This is a genomic window from Modestobacter excelsi (assembly GCF_005930495.1).
Lineage (GTDB): Bacteria > Actinomycetota > Actinomycetes > Mycobacteriales > Geodermatophilaceae > Modestobacter > Modestobacter excelsi.
In genome coordinates, this window is record NZ_SJEX01000035.1 from 16,097 (window position 1) to 35,879 (window position 19,783).

Genomic DNA, 19,783 nt, shown 5'->3' on the forward strand with positions numbered 1-19,783 from the left:
CCGCGGTCACGGGGCCACGTGCGACGGACGCCGCGGAGGCCTCGTAGCCTCGGAGACGGAGGGAGTGGTCATGGCGGCACGACTGTGGACGGCGCTTCTGATGCTGGCCGCTGTCTTCGCCATGCACGGCGTGCAGTGCGCCGGGGCGGCCGACAGCGCAACCTCCGCCGCGACCACGGTGCACGTCGTCACCCCGGCACACAGCGGCTCCTCCGCGATGACCGCGCTCGCCCCCGGCCAGGCACTTCCGGCCGTTGGAGCGGCCCGCGCAGACGACGCGACGTCCGCCCACACCACGGTCGCTGCCGCTGCCGTTCCGGTGGGTGCGGGTCACGGCAGCGCACCGCACGACTGGGCCGCGCACCTGTGGACGGCCTGCCTGGCAGTGCTCGCGGCCGCTCTCGCCGTCCTGCTCGCGCTGCTCGTTCCCCGACTCGTCCGGCTGGGACCCCCGGCTCTGCGGAGCCCGAGCGCCCGCGCCTCCGGCTGGCTGGTCCCGCCCCGACCACCGGACCTGTCCGCCCTCTGCCTGCTGCGGATCTAGGCCGACCGCCCGACCGCCCCGCCCCAGCACCCGCTGGCTCCGGCGGCGGTCTCGCGCGCCCTCGATCCCACCCAGTCAGGAGAAGCACGACATGACCAGCACCACCGCACGCATCACCGGCCTGGCCGGCGCCCTCGTCGCCGGCACCCTGCTGCTCGCCGGCTGCGCCGACGACCCCTCCAACGCCGTTGGCGAGAACTCGACAGCCAGCGGTTCGGTCAGCTCCTCGGCCAGCGCCGAGGCCGACCACGACGACGCTGACGTCGCCTTCGCCAGCGGCATGATCCCGCACCATCGATCCGCGATCACGATGGCGCAGCTGGCCGAGGATCGGGCCGCCGACCCGCGGGTGGAGGACCTCGCCGCCGGCATCGAGGCCGCCCAGGCCCCGGAGATCGACACGATGTCCGGGTGGCTGGCTGACTGGGGTGCAGCCGCCCCCAGCAGCGCCGGCGACGACGGCATGGGGGACATGGGCGGCATGGACCACGGTGACATGGGCGGGATGGACACCGGTGCCCTGGCCGGCATGTCCGGAGCCGAGTTCGACCGGATGTTCCTGACCATGATGATCGAGCACCACCGTTCAGCGGTGCAGATGGCCGAGACCGAAGCAGCCGACGGGCAGGACACCGCCGCGATCGCGCTGGCCGAGTCCATCCGCGGCAGCCAGACCGCCGAGATCGCCGAGATGCAGCGGCTGCTGGCCGAGCTCGGCGGCTGATCCGCGCCGCGGTGGGACCGGCTCGTCAGGTGGTCCCACCGCGGCCCCGCGCGCTCGTGGCCACGCCCCACGTGTCGTGAGGGAGGTCGTCGGGCTGTCGCCCGGGGTGCCGCACCGGCCGCAGGCCCGCCGGTCAGTGGCTTGCGAGCTCCTGAGGGTGGGCGGGGTAGGCGTGGATCGCCGCGCTGCGCAGCTTGGGCACGTCGCGGGTCAGCCGGTGCTCGGCGTCGTGCGCGAGCCGGTGCGCGTCCACCAGCGTGGCCCGCGCGTCGATGTCGAGGTCGGCCTCGGCATGGATCTGGTGACCGATCCAGCGCATCCGGAGTGTGCGGACTCCGACGACGCCTGGGGTGGCGCACAACGACCGTTCGGCCTGGTCGACCAGGGCCGGGTCCACGGCGTCCATCAGTCGTCGGTAGACGTCTCGTGCGGCGGTGCGGAGGACGGCGAGGATGGCGACGGTGATCAGCAAGCCGACGATCGGGTCCGCGAGCGGGTAGCCGGCTGCGACGCCGCCGGCGCCGGCAAGAACGGCCAGTGAGGTGAAGCCGTCGGTCCGGGCGTGCAGCCCGTCGGCGACGAGGGCGGCCGAGCCGATCTGCCGCCCCACCCGCATCCGGTAGACCGCGACCAGCTCATTGCCGAGGAAGCCGATCAGGCCGGCCAGCGCCACCCAACCCAGGTGCTCCACGGGGGAGGGGTCCACCAGGCGGCGGACGGCCTCCACCCCGGCGACGACGGCGGACAGGGCGATCATCGCGAGAATGAAGAGCCCGGCCAGGTCCTCTGCTCGGCCGTAGCCGTAGGTGTAGCGGCGGTTCGCCGCGCGGCGGCCGACGACGAAGGCGATCCAGAGCGGTACGGCGGTCAGCGCGTCGGAGAAGTTGTGGATCGTGTCGGCCAGCAGTGCCACGGAACCGCTGACGGCGACCACCAGTACCTGGAGCAGGGCCGAGACGCCGAGGGCCACCAGACTGACCTTCACCGCGCGGACGCCCTGCGCCGATGACTCCAGCGCCGTGTCCACCGAGTCGGCAGCGTCATGGCTGTGCGGTCGGAACAGCCCGGTCACGAAGCCGCGTAGCCCGCCGTGGTGCTCGTGCTCGTGGTCGTGGTCGTGGTGGTCGTCGCCCTGCTGGTTGACGTCGTGCACCTCAGGCGCCCTCAGCGTTGCGGTGGAGATGGGCCGGGTCGCTGTCGGGGAGGTGGTGCCCGGGCACGCTGGAACTGCTGTGCTCGGAGTCGTGACCGTCGGTCCGGCGGGTGGCGGCGTGGCTCATGCCCGGACCGGCGTCCCTGCAGCTGCTTCGCCGGTGGCGCCTGCGGCCGCCCCGATGCCGGTGGCCGTGGCGGCGTCCGGACCAGGGGCGTCCAGCAGCTCCTGGACCAGGGCGCGGACATGGGCGTCGATCAGCTCGTACCAGACCCGCTGCCCGTCCCGTCGGGCCCGGACCACACCGGAGAGCCGCAGTCGGGACAGGTGCTGGCTGACCCCCTGGACCGGCACCCCGGCCAGCTCGGCCAGGCAGGTGGGGTTCGTCTCGCCCTGAGCCAGCGCACAGCAGATCGTCAGACGGACAGGATCGCCCAGCAGCCGCAGCCGATCGGCGAAGGCCGCCACCCGCTCCGACCGGGGCATGGCGAAGTCGTGGATGCTCGTGTGCACCGTTGCGAATGTACGCGAGAACGCAAAGGCTCACGGTGACTCCCGGTGCGCCGGGCATCGCGGTGGTGGTCATGCGGCGGAACGTGCGGACCCGGGATCACTCGGCGTTCGTTCGCACGCGGACCATTGGGGGAAGGAAGGGGGCATGCCGAACCGTCTTGCCGGCGCCACGAGCCCGTACCTGCTGCAACACGCGGAGAACCCGGTCGACTGGTGGGAGTGGGGACCGAAGGCGTTCGACGAGGCGCGGCGTCTCAGCAGACCCCTGTTGATCAGCATCGGCTACGCCGCCTGCCACTGGTGCCACGTGATGGCGCACGAGTCCTTTGAGGACGAGGCGACGGCGGCGCAGCTGAACGCCGGCTTCGTCTGCGTGAAGGTGGACCGCGAGGAACGGCCGGACGTCGACAGCGTCTACATGGCGGCCACCCAGGCACTCACCGGCTCGGGCGGCTGGCCGATGACCGTGTTCACCACCCCGGACGGCGCGCCGTTCTACTGCGGCACCTACTTCCCACCCCGCCCGCACCCGGGGATGCCGTCGTTCCGCCAGGTGCTCGACGCGGTCACGGACGCCTGGACCAGCCGGCGCGCGGAGCTGCAGACGGCGGGGTCGCGGATCGTCGAGGGCATCTCCAGCCGGCTCGACCTCGGCGCCCCGACGCCGCTGTCGGCGGACCTGCTCGACGATGCGGTCGGCGCCCTGGCCGACCGGTACGACCGGCAGGCGGGCGGCTTCGGCGGTGCGCCGAAGTTCCCGCCGTCGATGGTGCTCGAGTTCCTGCTGCGCGCGCACGCCCGCCGCGGGGACGCCAACACCCTCGGCATGGCGCAGGTCACCGCGGAGGCGATGGCCCGCGGCGGCATCTACGACCAGCTGGCCGGTGGCTTCGCCCGCTACTCCGTCGACGACCGGTGGGTGGTGCCGCACTTCGAGAAGATGCTCTACGACAACGCGCTGCTGCTGCGGGTCTACTCGCACCTCTGGCGCGCGACCGGCGTGGACTGGGCCCGGCGGGTCGCCGACGAGACCGCCGCCTTCCTGACGCGGGACCTGGGCACCGCCGAGGGCGGCTTCGCCTCCGCCCTGGACGCCGACACCGAGGGCGTCGAGGGGCTCACCTACGTCTGGACGCCGGCCCAGCTGCGCGACGTGCTCGGCGACGACGACGGCGCCTGGGCCGCGGAGGTGTTCGGCGTGACGCCCGAGGGGACCTTCGAGCACGGCGCGTCCACGCTGCAGCTGCCGCGCGACCCGGACGACGGCGAGCGGCTGGCCCGGGTGCGTGCCGCGCTGGCGCAGGCCCGGGCCGGGCGCCCCCAACCGGCCCGGGACGACAAGGTGGTGACCGCCTGGAACGGGCTGGCGATCGCGGCGCTCGCCGACCACGGTGCGCTCACCGGCGATGCCGGACTGGTCCGTGCGGCCGGTCGGGCGGCCGACCTGCTGCACCGGGTCCACTGGGTCGACGGACGGCTGCGCCGGGCCTCCCGCGGCGGCGCGGTCGGTGCGCACGCCGGCGTCCTGGAGGACTACGGCGACCTGGCCGAGGGGCTGCTCGCGCTGCACGCCGCGACTGCCGAGCCCCGCTGGCTGGGCTGGGCCGGTGAGCTGCTCGACGTGGTGGCCGCCCAGTTCGTCGACGCCGACGGTCAGTGGCACGACACGGCCGCGGACGCCGAGGCGCTCGTCCACCGGCCCTTCGACCCGGCCGACGGGCCGACCCCGGCCGGGGTCGCGGCGGCGGCCGGCGCGCTGGTGACCCACGCGGCCCTGGCCGGGTCGCCCGAGCACCGGGCCCGGGGCGAGGAGGCGCTGGGGTCGCTGGCCCGGCTGGTCGCGCACGCGCCGCAGGCCGGCGGCTGGGCGGCGGCCGTGGGGGAGGCGCTGCTCGCCGGCCCGCTGGAGGTAGCGGTCAGCGGGCCGGCCGGCGCGGAGCGCGCGGCCCTCGAGCAGGTCGCTCGCCGCGCGACGAGCCCCGGCGCGGTGGTGGTCGCGGGGGAGCCGGGCGCGCCCGGGGTGCCGCTGCTGGCCGACCGTCCCCTCGTCGGCGGTGCTCCGGCGGCCTACGTCTGCCGCGGCTTCGTCTGCTCCGCGCCGGTCACCGACGTGTCCGCTCTGAGCGCAGCGATGACTCCTGCGGCTGACTGATTACACGATTACAGTGGTGCACGCAGAGCCGTCGTCCTGAGGAGGGCACCGTGCACGCACACCACCGCTTCCCGCCCGAGGGCTTCCCTGGCCGTGGCCGCGCCCGCGGCCGCGCCGCCGACGCCCCGCCGCCGGTCGAGCGCGCCGAGGTCGCCGGCTGGTTCGCCGGCCGGCTGCCCGACGAGTGGTTCACCGGCCCGGTCGAGCTGGTCATCGACCGGGACGAGATCACCGTCATCGGTGCCGTGGCTGAACCGGACGCCGGCGACGGCGACCCGGCGGCCGCCCGCGCCGGCCGGATCGCCCGGTTCCGCGAGCAGACCCGCTCGGCCCGGATGGCGATCGCCGACGCGGCGCAGGAGCGGTACGGCCGCTCGGTCGCCTGGGGGGCCTCCTGCGGCGACGTCCGCGAGCTGTTCACCACGCTGTCCGTACCGGTGATGACCCGGTTGCGCCAGCCCGAGCGGCTGGTCCTGGACACCCTCGTCGACGCCGGTGTCGCCCGCTCCCGGTCCGAGGCGCTCGCCTGGGCGGTCCGGCTCGTGGGGCAGCACACCGACGACTGGCTGTCCCAGCTGCGCGAGGCGATGGCCGCGGTCGAGCAGGTCCGCGCGCAGGGACCCCGGGTCGACTGAGCGAGGACCCCGCGCGTCACCTGGGACACTGGGCCGTGTGACCACCGACGTCGTGCCCACCCAGACCGACGTCCTGGTCGTCGGAGCCGGACCGGCCGGGTCCGCTGCCGCTGCCTGGGCGGCCCGCGCCGGCGCCGATGTCGTCCTCGCCGACGCAGCGGTCTTCCCGCGGGACAAGACCTGCGGCGACGGGCTGACCCCGCGCGCGATGGGCGAGCTGGACCGGCTCGGCCTCGGGAACTGGGTGCGGTCCAGGGGCCGCAACCGGGGCCTGCGCGCGGCCGGCTTCGGTCAGGAGCTGCTGCTGCCCTGGCCGGGCGGCTCGCTGCCCGACCACGGCGGCGCGGTGCCGCGCACCGAGCTCGACGCCCAGGTCCGCGACGTGGCCCTGACCGCGGGGGCGGAGCCGCTGGAGGGTGCCCGCGCGGTGGACGTGGAGCGGGACGGCGACCGGGTGGCCGGGGTGGTCTTCCGCCGTCCCGACGAGTCGACGACGACGGTGCGCTGCCGTCGGCTGGTCGTGGCCGACGGCGCCCGCTCCCCGCTGGGCCGGGTGCTCGGGCGGGAGTGGCACCGGGACACCGCCTACGGTGTCGCTGCCCGCGGCTACATCGGCTCCGGCCGCAGCGACGACGAGTGGATCTCCTCGCACCTGGAGCTGCGCGGCGCGGAGGGTGAGCTGCTGTCCGGCTACGGCTGGGTCTTCCCGCTCGGGGACGGCGAGGTCAACGTCGGTGTGGGCACCCTGGCCACCGAGCGCCGCCCGGCCGACGTCCGGCTGCGCAGCCTGCTCGACCTCTACGCCGATCAGCGGCGCGACGAGTGGCAGTTCGACGGCGCCGTCCGCGCCCCGGCCAGCGCTCTGCTGCCGATGGGCGGGGCGGTCTCCGGGGTCGCCGGGCGCAACTGGGCGCTGATCGGCGACGCGGCGGGCTGCGTGAACCCGCTCAACGGGGAGGGCATCGACTACGGCCTGGAGACCGGGCGCAGCGTCGTCGAGCTCCTCGGCACCGACGACTGGACCGGCGCCTGGCCCGCGGTCCTGCGCCGGCACTACGGCGAGGCGTTCTCCATCGCCCGGCGGCTGGCCGGGCTGCTCACCGTGCCGCGGCTGCTGCCGGCGGCCGGGCCGGTGGGCATGCGGTCCCGGGCGTTGATGACGGTGGCCCTGCGGGTGATGGGCAACCTGGTCACCGACGCCGACCGCGACGTGGTGGCCCGCGCCTGGCGGCTGGCCGGGCGGCTCTCGGTGCGGCTGGACGACCGCAAGCCGTTCAGCTGAGCTCCGCCTACACGAACGGGCTGTTGTAGACCGCGAAGTAGACGGCGATGTAGTGGCAGGTGGCGGCCACGATCGTCATCGCGTGGAAGACCTCGTGGTAGCCGAAGGTCCCCGGCCAGGGGTTGGGGCGCTTGGACGCGTAGGCGATCGCCCCGGCGCTGTAGAGCAGCCCGCCGACCGCCATCAGCACCAGGACGGTCACCCCGACGAGGTCCAGGATGTCGACCAGCACGAAGACGGCCGCCCAGCCCAGCGCGAGGTAGATGGGCACGCCGAGCCAGCGGGGGGCGTTCGGCCAGACCATCTTGAGCGCCACGCCGAGCAGCGCTCCGGTCCACACCGTGCCCAGCAGCCACCAGCCGGTCGGTTCCGGGACGGCGAGGAACGAGAAGGGCGTGTACGTGCCGGCGATGAACACGAAGATCATCGAGTGGTCGGCGCGCTTCATCAGCTTCCAGCCGCGGGGTGACCAGCGGCGGCGGTGGTAGAGCGCGCTGACCCCGAACAGCCCCAGGATGGTCAGGCAGTAGACGGTCACCGGCCAGCCCGCGCGGGGCCCCTGCACGAAGGCCAGCGGGATGAGCACCGCCGCCGCGGCGATCGCGCCGAAGAACGCGAACAGGTGCAACCAGCCCCGCATCCGGGGGCGGGTGTCGGGGTGGTCGTAGTCCCGGTCGCCGTAGTCGGTCAGCGCCCAGTCGCCCTGGTGGGTGATCCCCTCGACCGGGACGCCCTCGTCGCGGACGGCGCTCAGCGCGTCGCGGAGCGGCGCCTCCAGTTCCGCGCCGTCGGCGGTGACCCGGACGGAGTCGTCGCGGTCCGAGGAGACGGTCATGACCCGAGGTTACGGAGGGGTGGGAGGGCCGTCATCCTGGAGGCACTGTGAGCTTCCCGGCCCTCGATCGCCCCTGCGGTCAGCCGGTGGGGCACCCGGGTCCTAGGGTGGCTGCGTGGGGGTGCGCGCGTGGGTCCGCGAGAGGCTCACGGTGCTGTACGAGCACCGGATCGCCCGATCGCTGACCGGCGCCGACCTGCCCCGGCACGTCGGCGTGATCATGGACGGCAACCGCCGCTGGGCGCGGGCGATCGGTCTCGAGGACGTCGCCCACGGGCACCGCCGCGGTGCGGAGAAGATCGTCGACCTGCTCGGCTGGTGCGACGACGCGGGCGTGCAGGTGGTGACGCTGTTCCTGCTCTCCACCGACAACCTCGGCCGGCCGGAGCCAGAGCTCAGCGCGCTGCTGTCGATCATCGAGGACGTTGCCACCGACCTCTCCCGGCCCGGCCGGCGGTGGCAGCTGCGTGCGATGGGCGCGCTCGAGCTGCTGCCGGCGGAGACGGCGGCGGTGCTGAAGAAGGCCGAGGAGGACACCCGGGGCCGGCCGGGCGCGTCGGTCAACCTGGCGGTCGGCTACGGCGGCCGGCAGGAGATCGCCGACGCCGTCCGGTCGCTGCTGGCCGAGCACGCCGGACGGGGGACGACGCTGCCCGAGCTGGTCGAGGCGCTGGAGGTCGACCACATCGCCGAGCACCTCTACACCCGCGGCCAGCCCGACCCGGACCTGGTGATCCGCACCAGCGGCGAGCAGCGGCTCTCGGGCTTCCTGCTCTGGCAGACGGCGAACGCCGAGTTCCACTTCACCGACGTGTACTGGCCGGACTTCCGGCGGGTCGACTTCCTCCGGGCGCTGCGGGACTACGCCGCCCGGCACCGCCGCTTCGGCAGCTGACCTGCCCCGGCAGCAGAGGGCGGGGGAGGGCGCTGAGAGGATCGGCGGCATGGCAGCCGGCGCGGTCGACGTCCCCCTCGAGTACGTGCGGCTGGGGCTGCGCTTCGACCGGCTGGAGCCCGGCTTCGTCGACGCGTACACCGGCGACCCGCGGCTCCGCGCCGCGGTCGCGGACGAGCCGGCGCCGACCCCGCACCGGCTCCGCGACCAGGCCCGGGCGCTGCTGGGCGAGCTGGACTCCGCGCAGCTGCCGGCCGACCGGGCCGCGTACCTGCGCGGGCAGCTGACCGGGCTGGAGTGCAGCGCACGCAAGCTGGGCGGGGAGCCGGTCGGGTTCATCGCCGAGGTGCAGGCCTACTTCCAGGTGCAGGTCACCCTCGGCGACCCGGCCGACTACGCCGCCGCGCACGCCGCGCTGGACCAGCTGCTGCCCGGCAGCGGCAGGCTGGCCGAGCGCTACGCGGCGCACCGGCGCCGGGAGGAGTGCCCGCCGCAGCGGCTGGAGGCCGCGGTGCACGCGCTCTCCTCGGCCCTGCGTGACCGGGTCCGCGGCCAGTACGGCCTGCCGGAGGTCGAGACGGTCCGGTACGAGGTGGTCACCGACAAGCCGTGGTCGGGCTTCAACTACTACGAGGGCGACTACCGCTCCCGGGTGGCGATCAACGCCGACCTGCCGCACCGGCTCAGCCAGCTGCCGCACCTGGTCGCCCACGAGGCCTACCCCGGCCACCACACCGAGCACTGCCGCAAGGAGCGCGGGCTCGTCGAGCGCGACCAGCACCTGGAGCACACCGTCTTCCTGGTCAACACCCCCGAGTGCCTGATGGCCGAGGGGCTGGCCGACCTCGGGGTCGAGGCGTCGATCGGGGCGGGCTGGGGGCCGTGGGCGGCCGAGGTGCTGGGCGACCTCGGGCTGCGCTTCGACGGGCACCTGGCCGAGCAGGTGGCCGTGGCGGCGGCGCCGCTGAACCGGGTCCGGCAGGACGCGGCGATCATGCTGCACGACCGCGGCGCCGATCCCGACGAGGTGATCGCCCACCTGCAGCGCTGGGCGCTGGTCAGCGCCGACCGGGCCGCCCAGCAGCTGCGCTTCCTCACCGACCCGCTGTGGCGGGCCTACATCTCCACCTACGTCGAGGGCTTCGACCTGCTGTCGTCCTGGCTGGCCGCCCGCCCCGCGGAGCAGTCGCTGGCCGACCGCTTCGTGCGCCTGCTGGACGAGCCGCTGACCCCTGCCGGGATCACCGCCGAGCTCCCGGTCGCCTGACGCCGTGGCACGGGGGACGCCGCAGGAGCGGCGCCTGCTGGGCCTGTGGACGGCGGGCTGGCTGGCGCTGCTGCTGCTCATCGGGCTGTTCTGGGTGGGCAACGTCGGGGTGGAGTGGCCGGTGCTGCTGGTGCCGGTGGTCTGGGCGCTGGTGGCGCTGCGGCCCCGCCGGGAGGGGTGACCCGCGGACCGGTGCCGCCGGTCGCGCGGCGCAGCGGGCAGAGTTGGCCCATGTCGACCACGCGGTTGCTCCTGCTCGGGGCGGTGCGGATCTTCCAGCCGGTGCACGGCTACCTGCTCCGCCGCGAGCTGCTGACCTGGCAGGTCCAGGACTGGGCGCACCTGAACCCGGGGTCCATCTACTCCGGTCTGCGCACGCTGGCCAAGCGGGGGCTGCTGGAGGAGACCGACGGTGAGCCGGTGTCCTACCGGCTCACCGCGGACGGTGAGGTCGAGTACCAGCGCCTGCTGAGCAGTGCGCTGCGCCAGCCCGAGCCCGGCGACCCGAGCCGGCTGCTCGGGGGCCTGTGCTTCTTCACCACGCTGCCCCGCCACGAGGTCCGCGAGGCGCTGCGCGCCCGGGACCTCGTGCTGGAGGCCATGGTGTCCGGCATGGACTCGGCGGTGCGCGGCGTCGAGTCGTCCCGGATGGCACCGGCCAGCACAGTGGAGCTGTTCCATGCGACCCGTTCCTGGGTCGACGGGGAGCGCGGCTGGGTCCGGGACGTCTGCGCCCGCATCGACGCCGGCCACTACCGGTTCGCCGACGACCCGCAGGGCCCGGACCGGCCGGTCGAGGGGCTCTGGCCGGCCGCCGTCCCCGACCCGCCGGGCGGTGCCTGACCCGAGAACGCGCTTGACCCTGGTTAGTCAAACTTGAACACTGGCAGCGTGATCCACGCCCGCGGGCTCGCCCGCACGTTCCGGAAGAAGAAGCAGGAGGTGCACGCCGTCGTCGGCGTGGACCTCGACGTCGAGGCCGGGGAGATCGTCGGCTTCCTGGGCCCGAACGGGGCCGGCAAGACCACCACCCTGCGGATGCTGACCACCCTGCTCGCGCCGACCGCCGGCACCGCCACCGTCGCCGGCTGCGACCTGGTCACCGACCCGGTGGGCGTGCGCCGGCGGATCGGCTACGTGTCGCAGAGCGGCGCCACCTACCCCGACGCCCGTGCCGGTGAGGAGGTCGTCGACCACGCCCGGCTGTACGGGATCAGCACCGCCGAGGCGACGGCCCGCGGCAAGCAGCTGTTCCGCGAGCTCGACCTCGACGGCCTGTGGGAGCGGCAGCCGAAGTCGATGTCCGGCGGCCAGCGGCGCCGGCTGGACATCGCCGTCGGCCTGGTGCACGTGCCCGGGCTGGTGTTCCTCGACGAGCCGACCACCGGGCTGGACCCGCAGGCGCGGGCCAACCTGTGGCAGCACATCCGGGGCCTGCGCGAGGAGCGGGGGACGACGGTGTTCCTCACCACGCACTACCTGGACGAGGCCGACGCCCTCTGCGACCGCATCCTGGTCATCGACGCCGGCCGGATCGTCGCCGAGGGCACCCCAGACGCGTTGAAGTCGCAGGTGGGCGGGGACGTCCTCACCGTCACCGTCGAGCGCGCGGAGACCGCCGGCCGGGTCGCCGCGCTGATGGCCGCGCTGCCGGGCGCCGAGGTCCCGCAGGTGCTCGACACCCGCGTCGTCGGCCGCGCGCCGCAGGGCGGCGCGGCGCTGATGAGGCTGGTCCGCGAGCTCGACGCCGCCGGGATCCCCGTCGCCGGGATCGAGAGCCGCCGGCCCAGCCTGGACGACGTCTTCCTCGACCTCACCGGCCGGTCGCTGCGGGAGAGCGGCGGCCCAGGAGGGCCCGGTGCTCCGGCCGCCCCGGCCGGCCGCGCCGCCGCCGAGCAGCCGCAGGAGATGGCCCGATGAGCACCGCGACCACCGCCCCGCCGAGCCCGGCGACGACCGGGCCGACCAGCAGCGTCGCCCGGGACACCTACACGGTGTTCGCCCGGGCGATGCGGATGTCGCTGCGCAACCCCGCGTGGCTGGTGATCAGCCTGATGCAACCCGTCCTGTACATCGTGCTGTTCGGGCCGCTGCTGGAGCCGCTGAGCAGCCAGCTGGGCTCGGGCAACGCCTACCAGCTGTTCGTGCCGGGGATCCTCGTGCAGCTGGGCATCTTCGGCGCGCTGTTCGTCGGCTTCGGCCTGATCGCCGAGTACCGGGCCGGGGTCATCGAGAGCCAGCGGGTCACCCCGGCCAGCCGCACGGCGCTGCTGCTCGGCCGGGTGATGCGCGACGTCGTCGTCCTGCTGGTGCAGGGCACGCTGCTGGTGCTCGTGTCGATCCCGCTCGGGCTGCGTGCGCCGGTGCTGGGGGTCGTCCTCACCCTCGTCGTCATCGCGCTGCTCGGGGCGGCGTTCGCCTCGGTCTCCTACGCGCTCGCGCTCACGCTCAAGAGCGAGGACGCCTTCGCGCCGCTGCTGAACGCCGTCGTCCTGCCGGTCCTGCTGCTGTCGGGGATCCTGCTGCCGATGACGCTGGCCCCCGGTTGGCTCCAGGCGGTCAGCGACGTCAACCCGCTCAAGCACGTCGTGGAGGGCGCCCGGTCCTTCTTCGACGGCGACTACGGCAGCAGCACCGCCTGGTGGGGTGCCGGGCTGACGGTGGCGATGGGGCTGCTGGGCTGGTGGTTCGGCGTCCGACGTTTCCGGCAGGAGTCGAGCTGAAGAACTGGGTCCCACGTGTCACCCGTTGGCGTGTCGAGGGGCTCCTTTTGTCGGCGGTTGGGCCTAGCGTCCGCGGTGGAGGGCGAGCTGACCTCGTCCTCCACGGGAGGCCCGGTTGGTGCGACGAGGTCAGTCAGCCAGAGGGGCCGTGTCCCGGCCCCTGCGCCGGGACCCGGCCGCCTTCGAGCCGGGGCGCGCTGTGCGCCCCACGGGAGCCGACTCGTGAGCACTCGCCGTACGTACGTCCTCGACACCTCCGTCCTCCTCTCCGACCCGGGTGCGCTCTCCCGGTTCGACGAGCACGACGTGGTGGTCCCGCTCGTGGTGATCGGCGAGCTGGAGGACAAGCGCGACCACCCTGAACTCGGCTGGTTCGCCCGGCAGAGCCTGCGGATCCTCGACGACCTGCGGGTGCGGCACGGCCGGCTGGACTCCCCGGTGCCCATCGGTGACCTGGGCGGCACGGTGCACGTCGAGCTGAACCACAGCGACCCCTCGGTGCTGCCGGCCGGCTTCCGCAACGACAGCAACGACAGCCGGATCATGGTGGTCGCGCTCAACCTGCGCGCCGATGGCAGGGACGTCTGCCTGGTCACCAAGGACGTGCCGCTGCGGGTCAAGGCGGCCGCGGTCGGGCTGGCCACCGAGGAGTACCGCGGCCTCGGCGTGGTCGACGCGGGCTGGACCGGGATGGCCGAGCTGTCGCTGGAGGAAGCGGAGATCCAGGCGCTGTACGAGCGGGGGGCGGCGCACCTGCCCGCCGCCGCCGAGCTGCCCACCCACACCGGCCTGGTGCTGCTGTCCGCCCGCGGCTCGGCGCTGGGCCGGGTGCTGCCGGACAAGTCGGTGCGGCTGGTCCGCGGTGACCGGGACGCCTTCGGTCTGCACGGCCGGTCCGCCGAGCAGCGGATCGCGCTGGACCTGCTGATGGACCCGGAGATCGGCATCGTCTCGATGGGCGGTCGCGCGGGCACCGGCAAGTCGGCGCTGGCGCTGTGCGCGGGGCTGGAGTCGGTGATGGAGCGCCGGGCGCACAAGAAGGTGGTCATCTTCCGGCCGCTGTACGCCGTCGGTGGCCAGGAGCTCGGCTACCTGCCCGGCAGCGAGGGCGAGAAGATGGCGCCCTGGGCGCAGGCGGTCTTCGACACCCTGGGTGCGCTTGTCAGCGGGGACGTCGTGGAGGAGATCGTGGCCCGCGGCCTGATCGAGGTGCTGCCGCTGACCCACATCCGCGGGCGCTCGCTGCACGACTCGTTCGTGATCGTCGACGAGGCGCAGTCGCTCGAGCGCGGGGTGCTGCTCACCGTGCTGTCGCGGCTGGGCACCAACTCCCGGGTGGTGCTGACCCACGACGTGGCGCAGCGGGACAACCTGCGGGTGGGCCGGCACGACGGCGTCACGGCGGTGATCGAGGCGCTCAAGGGCCACCCGCTGTTCGCGCACGTGACCCTGACCCGCTCGGAGCGCTCGCCGATCGCCGCGCTGGTCACCGAGATGCTGGAGGACCTGCCCCTCTGACGGCGCTGACCGCCCCTGTGCGCCTGAGGCCGGGTCCCTCGTGCGGGGACCCGGCCTCAGCCCACACCGGAGGGGCCATCGGTCGGGCCCAGCAGCGCGTCGGGCAGCGGGTCAGGCGGCGGGGGTGGGGTGCCTGCGAACCGCACCACGGCGACCACGGCCCAGCCGGCGGCCAGACACCACAGCAGCCGGTGGACCACCTCCTGCGCGGTGAGCTCCCCGCGCAGCCCCAGCAGGAACACCGGGACGGCCAGCACGAAGCCGGTCAGCAGGACGTCGCCGCGGAGCGGGCTGGTCACCCCTCCATCTCCTCCAGCCGCTCACAGAGCAGCGACGCCCAGCGGTGCGCGGTGGCCCGCGCGCCGTCGACCAGCGCCACCGGCACCGACACGTGGTCGAGGACGGCCGCCGGGTCGGCGGTGGAGTCGGTGTCCTGGACGACGACGGCGTCCAGCCGGGGCAGCCCGTCCAGCCACGGCACCAGGTCCTCGGGCTTGCGGGTCGAGTCGAGCACGCCCCACACCGCGGTCGGCGACCAGATGGTGAGCATGTGCTCCAGCCAGGGGCCGCCCGAGGTCCGCAGCGGTGCGTCCACGGCGATGATCGTGACCGTGCCGCGCACGGTGCTGGCCTGCTGCCGCTCCGCGGCGGTCTCCAGGGAGGTGATCCGGCTGCCCTCGGGGGCCAGGCCGGCGAGCGCCCCGGAGGCAGCCCACTGCACGTCCTCCGGCTCGAGCCGCAGGGAGAGGGCCAGCGACCGGGCGGCGGCGAAGGTCTCCGCACCCGGGCCGACGACCATGAGCACGTCGCCCGGCTGCGCGGGCAGGTGCGGCGCGGTCGGCAGCCGCTCGGCGAGCGTCCGGGTCAGGGCCGCGTAGACCCCGCGGACCGCGGCGTCGTCGGTGAAGTCCGGGCCGAGCAGGAAGTCCGGCAGACCCAGCGTCAGCAGCCGGACGACGAGCTCCTCGGCGCCGTCCATGCTGTACGGGGCCAGCGCCGTCGACGGCGACACCGCCGGGACCAGCCGCGTCACCGTGGCGAGCCGCGTGCTGGTCTCCGGGACGGCCGGCAGCTCCGCCGCGGGCCGGCGCGAGCTGATCGGCACCGGGATCGGCACCGGCCGGGTGAGGACCGCCGGGCGGTCGGCGCCGGCCGGCCGGGCAGCCGGCAGCGGGGGACGTCCGCGGCGGGCCGGGGGGACGGCGGGTCGCTGCGACCGCGGTGACGAGCCACCGGTGATGCCCAGCCGAGGCAGGACGAGGGTGGCGTCCATCGGCAGCGGAGCCGGGTCGCTGGCGGTGCGCGCCATGACCGGGCTCAGCGAGACCGGGACGGCGAACCGCTGCTCCTCGACGGCCACCGCGACGGGCACCTCGATCGGGCGCGGCCCGGTGACCCGGACCTCCTCGGCGGCGGTCTCGGCCACGACGACGGCGTCGACGACGAGGGCCTGCGCGGCGGCGACCTGCGCCGCACGCTGCGCCACCCGGGCGTCGCTGGTCCAGCCGGGGCCGGACCACGCGTCGGTCCGGTAGGCGCCGGTGTCGTAGGCACTCGACTCGAGGCCGCGGGCGTCGTAGGCGGAGGGCTGGGCGACGTCCTGCTCGGCAGCGAGCGGGGCCTCGGCGACGGTCAGCGCCGCGCCGACCTCCGGGAGGCGGTGCCGGCCGCGGCCGGAGCCGTTCGCCGCCAGGACCTCCTCCAGCAGGGCCGCCAGCGCCTCGTCGGCGCTGCGGACGGACTCCACCATGGACACCGGTGAACCGGCCTGCGCGGCGAACTCCTCCTGGCGGCGCTCGGCCGCGAGCCGCTCGGCGACGATCCGGGCGGCCTCCTGGCGGGCGACCTCCTGGCGGTCGATCTCGATGCGGACCGCCTCGAGGCGCTCCGCCTCCAGCCGTTCGGCCTCGACCCGGGCTGCCTCGACCCGGGCTGCCTCGACCCGGGCTGCCTCGACCCGGGCTGCCTCGACCCGGGCTGCCTCGACCCGCTCGGCCTCCAGACGCTGGGCCTCGAGGCGCTCTGCTTCGAGGCGCTCTGCTTCGAGGCGCTCTGCTTCGAGGCGCTCTGCTTCGAGGCGCTCTGCTTCGAGGCGCTCTGCTTCGAGGCGCTCTGCTTCGAGGCGCTCTGCTTCGAGGCGCTCGGCTTCGAGGCGCTCGGCTTCGAGGCGCTCGGCTTCGAGGCGCTCGGCTTCGAGGCGCTCGGCTTCGAGGCGCTCGGCTTCGAGGCGCTCGGCTTCGAGGCGCTCGGCTTCGAGGCGCTCGGCTTCGAGGCGCTCGGCTTCGAGGCGCTCGGCCTCGAGACGCTCCGCCTCCTGCCGCTCCGCCTCCTGCCGCTCCGCCTCCTGTCGGGCGGCCTCCGCAGCCGTTGCCTCGGCCTCGAGCCGGGCTGCCTCGGCAGCAGCGGCCTCGGCCTCACGACGGGCGGCCTCCGCAGCGGCGGCGACGGCCTGGAGCCGGGCCGCCTCGGCAGCAGCGGCCTCAGCCCGCAGCCGGGCGGCCTCGGCGGCAGCGGCGTCGACCCGGGCAGCGGCGGCGCGCGCCGCCTCTGCGGCAGCGCTCTCGACCGCGGCGACCTGGGCAGCAGCCGCATCGGCGGCGGCGAGCTCACTGGCCGCCGCCTCGGCAGCAGCGGCCTCGGCGGCCGCCTCGGCTGCGGCCTGCACCGGGTTGGAGGCCACCATCCGGGTGAGGGCGGCGGCGAACGGCGACGGGCCGGACGGCTTCTCGGCCACCGGCTGGGCCGGCTCGACCGGCTCGGGAGCGAGGTCCTCGGGGGACAGCATCAGGGTGTGCTTGGTCGGGGTGAACGGCTTGGCGTCCGCCGTCCGGCGCGGCGCGGCAGCGGGCTCCCGGGTCGCGCGCACCGGCGTGGCGGCGCGGGCCTGCGCGGCGGCGCGGACCGGCGTGGCCGTGCGGACCGACGACGGCGCCGTGGCGCCGGTCGAGGCAGGCGCAGCCGAGCGCCGCACCGGCCGCTCGGCGACCGTCGGCGCCGCGGCGGGAGCGACACCCGCCCGGCCGTAGAGACCGACGGGCTGCGGCTCCTGCGACGCGGAGCCGAGCAGCTCGGCGAGCTCCTGCATGCGGTCGTCCAGCGACGCGGCCGGCCGCGCGTCCCGGGCGCCGGTCTTCAACAGCGAGCCGGTGTCGGGGCCCTTGACCGGGTCGGCCTCGGGCACCTCCGCCTCGGCGATGAACCGCTCGTTGGTGAAGAAGCCGAACATGCCGCCGGAGCGGATGCGGCGCACCCCGACGATCCGTGCGGTGGGGCCGAACTGCTCACGCGCGGCGGCGATGGCCTCGTCACGCGTGGCGGCCTCAACGGACTGCGAAGGCACCGTTCACCACTCCCAGGGACTCGATCTGGGCCGTGCGGGACACCTCGTTGTACGAGATCACCGACAGCCGGGGCAGGACCTGGCGGACCAGGCGGGACAGTGCGGCGCGCACCTGCGGGGAGCAGACGAGCACGGGGGAGAGGTTGAGCCGGTCCGCCTGGTCGAGCAGCTCGGTGCAGCCCCGGACGAGGGTGTCGACGGTGTGGCCGTCCAGGGCCAGCACCTGACCGTTCTCGGTGGGGCGGACGGCCTCGAGCAGACGCTGCTCGAAGGCCGGGTCCAGGGTGATCACGTGCAGTCGCTCGTCGGGCGTCACGTACGGCTGGCTGATCGCGCCACCGAGCGCCGCCCGGACCGCCTCGACCAGACCGTCGAGGTCCGTCGACTTCTTCGCCCGCAGCGACAGCGCCTCGAAGATGCGGACCAGGTCGCGGATGGAGACGCCCTCGTCCAGCAGCGCGTGCAGCACCCGCTGGACCTCGCCCAGGCTGAGCAGGCTCGGCGTGAGCTCCTCGACGACGGCGGGGTGCGAGCGCCGGACCATCTCCACCAGCACCTTCACGTCCTCCCGGCCGAGCAGCGCCGACGCGTTCTGCCGGACCACCTCCGCCAGGTGGGTGGTGATGACCGACGAGCGGTCGACGACGGTCGCGCCGGCCATCTCGGCCTGCCGCTGCAGCTCCGCGGGGACCCACTTGGCGGCCAGCCCGAACACCGGCTCGGTCGTGGGCTTGCCCGGCAGGCCCTCGAGGTGGTCGCCGATGGCCAGCACGGTGCCGGCGGGGGAGTTGCCCCGCGCCGCCGGGACGCCGTTGAGCCAGATGACGTACTGCGAGCCGGGCAGGTCCAGGTTGTCCCGGGTGCGGACCAGCGGGATCACCAGGCCGGTCTCCATGGCGACCTTGCGGCGCAGCGCCTTCACCCGGTCCAGCAGGTCGCCGCCGCGGGCGGTGTCGACCAGCTCGACGAGGTCGAAGGCGACCTCGAGCTCCAGCGGGTCCACGCGCATCCGCTCGACGATCGCCTCGGGGGAGTCCGGCTGCGGCTCCTCCGGGGCGTCCGCCGCGGCCAGGGCCTCGTCGTCGTCCTCGGGCTTCTCGGTCAGCCGGGTGGAGAGGAACAGGAAGAGACCACCGACGAGCAGGAACGGCAGCTTGGGCAGGCCGGGGATCAGGCACAGCGCCAGCGCGGCGCCGCCGGCGATCCGCACCGGCTGCTTGTTGCGGCCCAGCTGCTGCAGCAGGTCCGAGCCCATGTCGCCGGAGGAGGCGGCGCGGGTCACGATGAGGCCGGTCGCGGTGGAGATCAGCAGCGCGGGGATCTGGGAGACCAGGCCGTCGCCGACGGTCAGCAGCGAGTAGGTGGAGACCGCGTCGGCGGGCGCCATGCCGTTCTGCATGATCCCGATCGCGAAACCGCCGATCAGGTTGATCATCGTGATGATGATCGCGGCGATGGCGTCGCCCTTGACGAACTTGCTGGCACCGTCCATCGAGCCGTAGAAGTCGGCCTCGGAGGTGACCTCCTGGCGGCGCTTGCGCGCCTGCGTCTCGTTGATCAGGCCGGCGTTGAGGTCGGCGTCGATCGCCATCTGCTTGCCGGGCATGGCGTCGAGGGTGAAGCGGGCGCCGACCTCGGCGACGCGGCCGGCGCCGTTGGTGATGACGACGAACTGGATGATCGTGAGGATCACGAAGATCACCAGGCCGACGATCAGCGAGCCGCCGATGACGAAGTGCCCGAAGGACTCGATGACCTTGCCGGCGTAGCCGTCGCTGAGCACCAGCCGGGTCGAGGAGACGTTCAGCGCGAGCCGCATCAGCGTGGCGATGAGCACCAGCGACGGGAAGACGGCGAAGTCCAGCGGCCGCTTGATCTGCATGGACACCAGCAGGATCAGCAGCGACGCGGTGATGTTGAAGCCCAGGAGCAGGTCCAGCACGGCGGCCGGCAGCGGGACGACGAGCATCAGGACGATGGAGACGACCCCGATGGGGACGGCGGCCTTCGTCAGCTTTCCCACGAGACCTCGTTCCTGAGCAGCGGCGCCGGACGGCGAGAGGGCGCATCACGCCCTCGACGCCGTTCTCGGCAGTCCCCGGAACGGTCCGTACCGCAGCGGCCGCGCCGGGTCGCCACCCCGACCCACGCGCACCACCAGTGCCGGGCGCCCCAGACCGATCGGCCAGGTGGGGCGTCCGG

At 74.5% G+C, this 19,783-nt stretch carries 18 protein-coding genes; 13 read left to right on the forward strand and 5 right to left on the reverse strand.

Annotated elements, in window-relative coordinates; genetic code table 11:
- Positions 1–70: 70 nt before the first annotated feature.
- Both FHL80_RS12925 and FHL80_RS12930 read left to right on the forward strand, forming a co-directional pair.
- Positions 71–544, forward strand: coding sequence for a DUF6153 family protein (locus FHL80_RS12925; protein WP_138733824.1), 474 nt, complete (start codon positions 71–73; stop codon positions 542–544).
- Between the two features lie 91 nt (positions 545–635).
- Positions 636–1,268 carry a DUF305 domain-containing protein gene (locus tag FHL80_RS12930; protein WP_138733825.1) on the forward strand — a complete coding sequence of 211 codons (633 nt, stop codon included), beginning with the start codon at positions 636–638 and terminating at the stop codon, positions 1,266–1,268.
- Positions 1,269–1,401: 133 nt separating this feature from the next.
- Here FHL80_RS12930 and FHL80_RS12935 read toward each other — a convergent pair whose 3' ends face one another.
- Positions 1,402–2,421 carry a cation diffusion facilitator family transporter gene (locus tag FHL80_RS12935; RefSeq protein WP_138733826.1) on the reverse strand — a complete coding sequence of 340 codons (1,020 nt, stop codon included), beginning with the start codon at positions 2,419–2,421 and terminating at the stop codon, positions 1,402–1,404.
- A 123-nt stretch (positions 2,422–2,544) separates the two neighbouring features.
- Entirely contained in the window at positions 2,545–2,934 is a 390-nt protein-coding gene (locus FHL80_RS12940) for an ArsR/SmtB family transcription factor (RefSeq protein WP_216870689.1), read from the reverse strand.
- 145 nt (positions 2,935–3,079) lie between these two features.
- Between FHL80_RS12940 and FHL80_RS12945 the strand changes: the two genes are divergently transcribed.
- The 3 genes from FHL80_RS12945 to FHL80_RS12955 are packed head-to-tail and all read left to right on the forward strand — an operon-like array spanning position 3,080 to position 7,003.
- A complete protein-coding gene (locus FHL80_RS12945; protein ID WP_138733827.1) occupies positions 3,080–5,086 on the forward strand; it encodes a thioredoxin domain-containing protein in 2,007 nt (668 codons plus the stop codon).
- A 50-nt stretch (positions 5,087–5,136) separates the two neighbouring features.
- The gene (gene abmR / locus FHL80_RS12950) at positions 5,137–5,721 is read left to right on the forward strand and encodes an ATP-binding transcription factor AbmR (RefSeq protein ID WP_138733828.1); all 585 of its coding nucleotides are present in this window, start codon (positions 5,137–5,139) and stop codon (positions 5,719–5,721) included.
- A 37-nt stretch (positions 5,722–5,758) separates the two neighbouring features.
- Entirely contained in the window at positions 5,759–7,003 is a 1,245-nt protein-coding gene (locus FHL80_RS12955) for a geranylgeranyl reductase family protein (protein WP_138733829.1), read from the forward strand.
- Positions 7,004–7,010: 7 nt separating this feature from the next.
- On the opposite strand, the gene trhA is transcribed toward FHL80_RS12955, so the two are convergent.
- Positions 7,011–7,838, reverse strand: a complete 828-nt coding sequence (trhA, locus tag FHL80_RS12960; protein ID WP_138733830.1) for a PAQR family membrane homeostasis protein TrhA — start codon at positions 7,836–7,838, stop codon at positions 7,011–7,013.
- A 115-nt stretch (positions 7,839–7,953) separates the two neighbouring features.
- Between trhA and FHL80_RS12965 the strand changes: the two genes are divergently transcribed.
- From FHL80_RS12965 to phoH2, 7 genes are all read left to right on the forward strand, one after another.
- Positions 7,954–8,733 carry an isoprenyl transferase gene (locus FHL80_RS12965; protein WP_138733831.1) on the forward strand — a complete coding sequence of 260 codons (780 nt, stop codon included), beginning with the start codon at positions 7,954–7,956 and terminating at the stop codon, positions 8,731–8,733.
- Between the two features lie 49 nt (positions 8,734–8,782).
- Positions 8,783–10,000, forward strand: a complete 1,218-nt coding sequence (locus FHL80_RS12970; RefSeq protein ID WP_138733832.1) for a DUF885 domain-containing protein — start codon at positions 8,783–8,785, stop codon at positions 9,998–10,000.
- A 4-nt stretch (positions 10,001–10,004) separates the two neighbouring features.
- A complete protein-coding gene (locus FHL80_RS25525) occupies positions 10,005–10,181 on the forward strand; it encodes a hypothetical protein (RefSeq protein ID WP_216870690.1) in 177 nt (58 codons plus the stop codon).
- Between the two features lie 50 nt (positions 10,182–10,231).
- Complete coding sequence (locus FHL80_RS12980; protein WP_138733833.1) at positions 10,232–10,843, forward strand: PadR family transcriptional regulator; 612 nt, start codon at positions 10,232–10,234, stop codon at positions 10,841–10,843.
- Positions 10,844–10,891: 48 nt separating this feature from the next.
- Complete coding sequence (locus tag FHL80_RS12985; protein WP_138733834.1) at positions 10,892–11,920, forward strand: ATP-binding cassette domain-containing protein; 1,029 nt, start codon at positions 10,892–10,894, stop codon at positions 11,918–11,920.
- On the forward strand, positions 11,917–12,723 hold the full coding sequence (locus tag FHL80_RS12990; protein WP_138733835.1) for an ABC transporter permease: 807 nt from the start codon (positions 11,917–11,919) through the stop codon (positions 12,721–12,723). Before FHL80_RS12985 ends, FHL80_RS12990 begins: the two co-directional genes overlap by 4 nt.
- Positions 12,724–12,945: 222 nt before the next feature.
- On the forward strand, positions 12,946–14,241 hold the full coding sequence (phoH2, locus tag FHL80_RS12995; RefSeq protein WP_138733836.1) for an RNA 5'-3' helicase PhoH2: 1,296 nt from the start codon (positions 12,946–12,948) through the stop codon (positions 14,239–14,241).
- A 56-nt stretch (positions 14,242–14,297) separates the two neighbouring features.
- Here the strand turns inward: phoH2 and FHL80_RS13000 are convergent, their stop codons facing one another.
- Positions 14,298–14,540, reverse strand: coding sequence for a hypothetical protein (locus tag FHL80_RS13000; protein ID WP_138733837.1), 243 nt, complete (start codon positions 14,538–14,540; stop codon positions 14,298–14,300).
- A 1,459-nt stretch (positions 14,541–15,999) separates the two neighbouring features.
- On the opposite strand from FHL80_RS13000, the gene FHL80_RS27075 reads away from it, so the two are divergent.
- A complete protein-coding gene (locus FHL80_RS27075) occupies positions 16,000–16,932 on the forward strand; it encodes a pentapeptide repeat-containing protein (protein WP_216870693.1) in 933 nt (310 codons plus the stop codon).
- 629 nt (positions 16,933–17,561) lie between these two features.
- Here the strand turns inward: FHL80_RS27075 and flhA are convergent.
- Positions 17,562–19,604, reverse strand: coding sequence for a flagellar biosynthesis protein FlhA (gene flhA / locus FHL80_RS13015; protein ID WP_138733838.1), 2,043 nt, complete (start codon positions 19,602–19,604; stop codon positions 17,562–17,564).
- Positions 19,605–19,783 lie beyond the last annotated feature (179 nt).

Coding starts and splice junctions, on each gene's coding strand:
- FHL80_RS12925 (WP_138733824.1), top strand. CDS start 71: ATGGCGGCACGACTGTGGACGGCGCTTCTGATGCTGGCCGCTGTCTTC.
- FHL80_RS12930 (WP_138733825.1), top strand. CDS start 636: ATGACCAGCACCACCGCACGCATCACCGGCCTGGCCGGCGCCCTCGTC.
- FHL80_RS12945 (WP_138733827.1), top strand. CDS start 3,080: ATGCCGAACCGTCTTGCCGGCGCCACGAGCCCGTACCTGCTGCAACAC.
- trhA (WP_138733830.1), bottom strand. CDS start 7,838: ATGACCGTCTCCTCGGACCGCGACGACTCCGTCCGGGTCACCGCCGAC.
- FHL80_RS12970 (WP_138733832.1), top strand. CDS start 8,783: ATGGCAGCCGGCGCGGTCGACGTCCCCCTCGAGTACGTGCGGCTGGGG.
- FHL80_RS12980 (WP_138733833.1), top strand. CDS start 10,232: ATGTCGACCACGCGGTTGCTCCTGCTCGGGGCGGTGCGGATCTTCCAG.
- FHL80_RS12990 (WP_138733835.1), top strand. CDS start 11,917: ATGAGCACCGCGACCACCGCCCCGCCGAGCCCGGCGACGACCGGGCCG.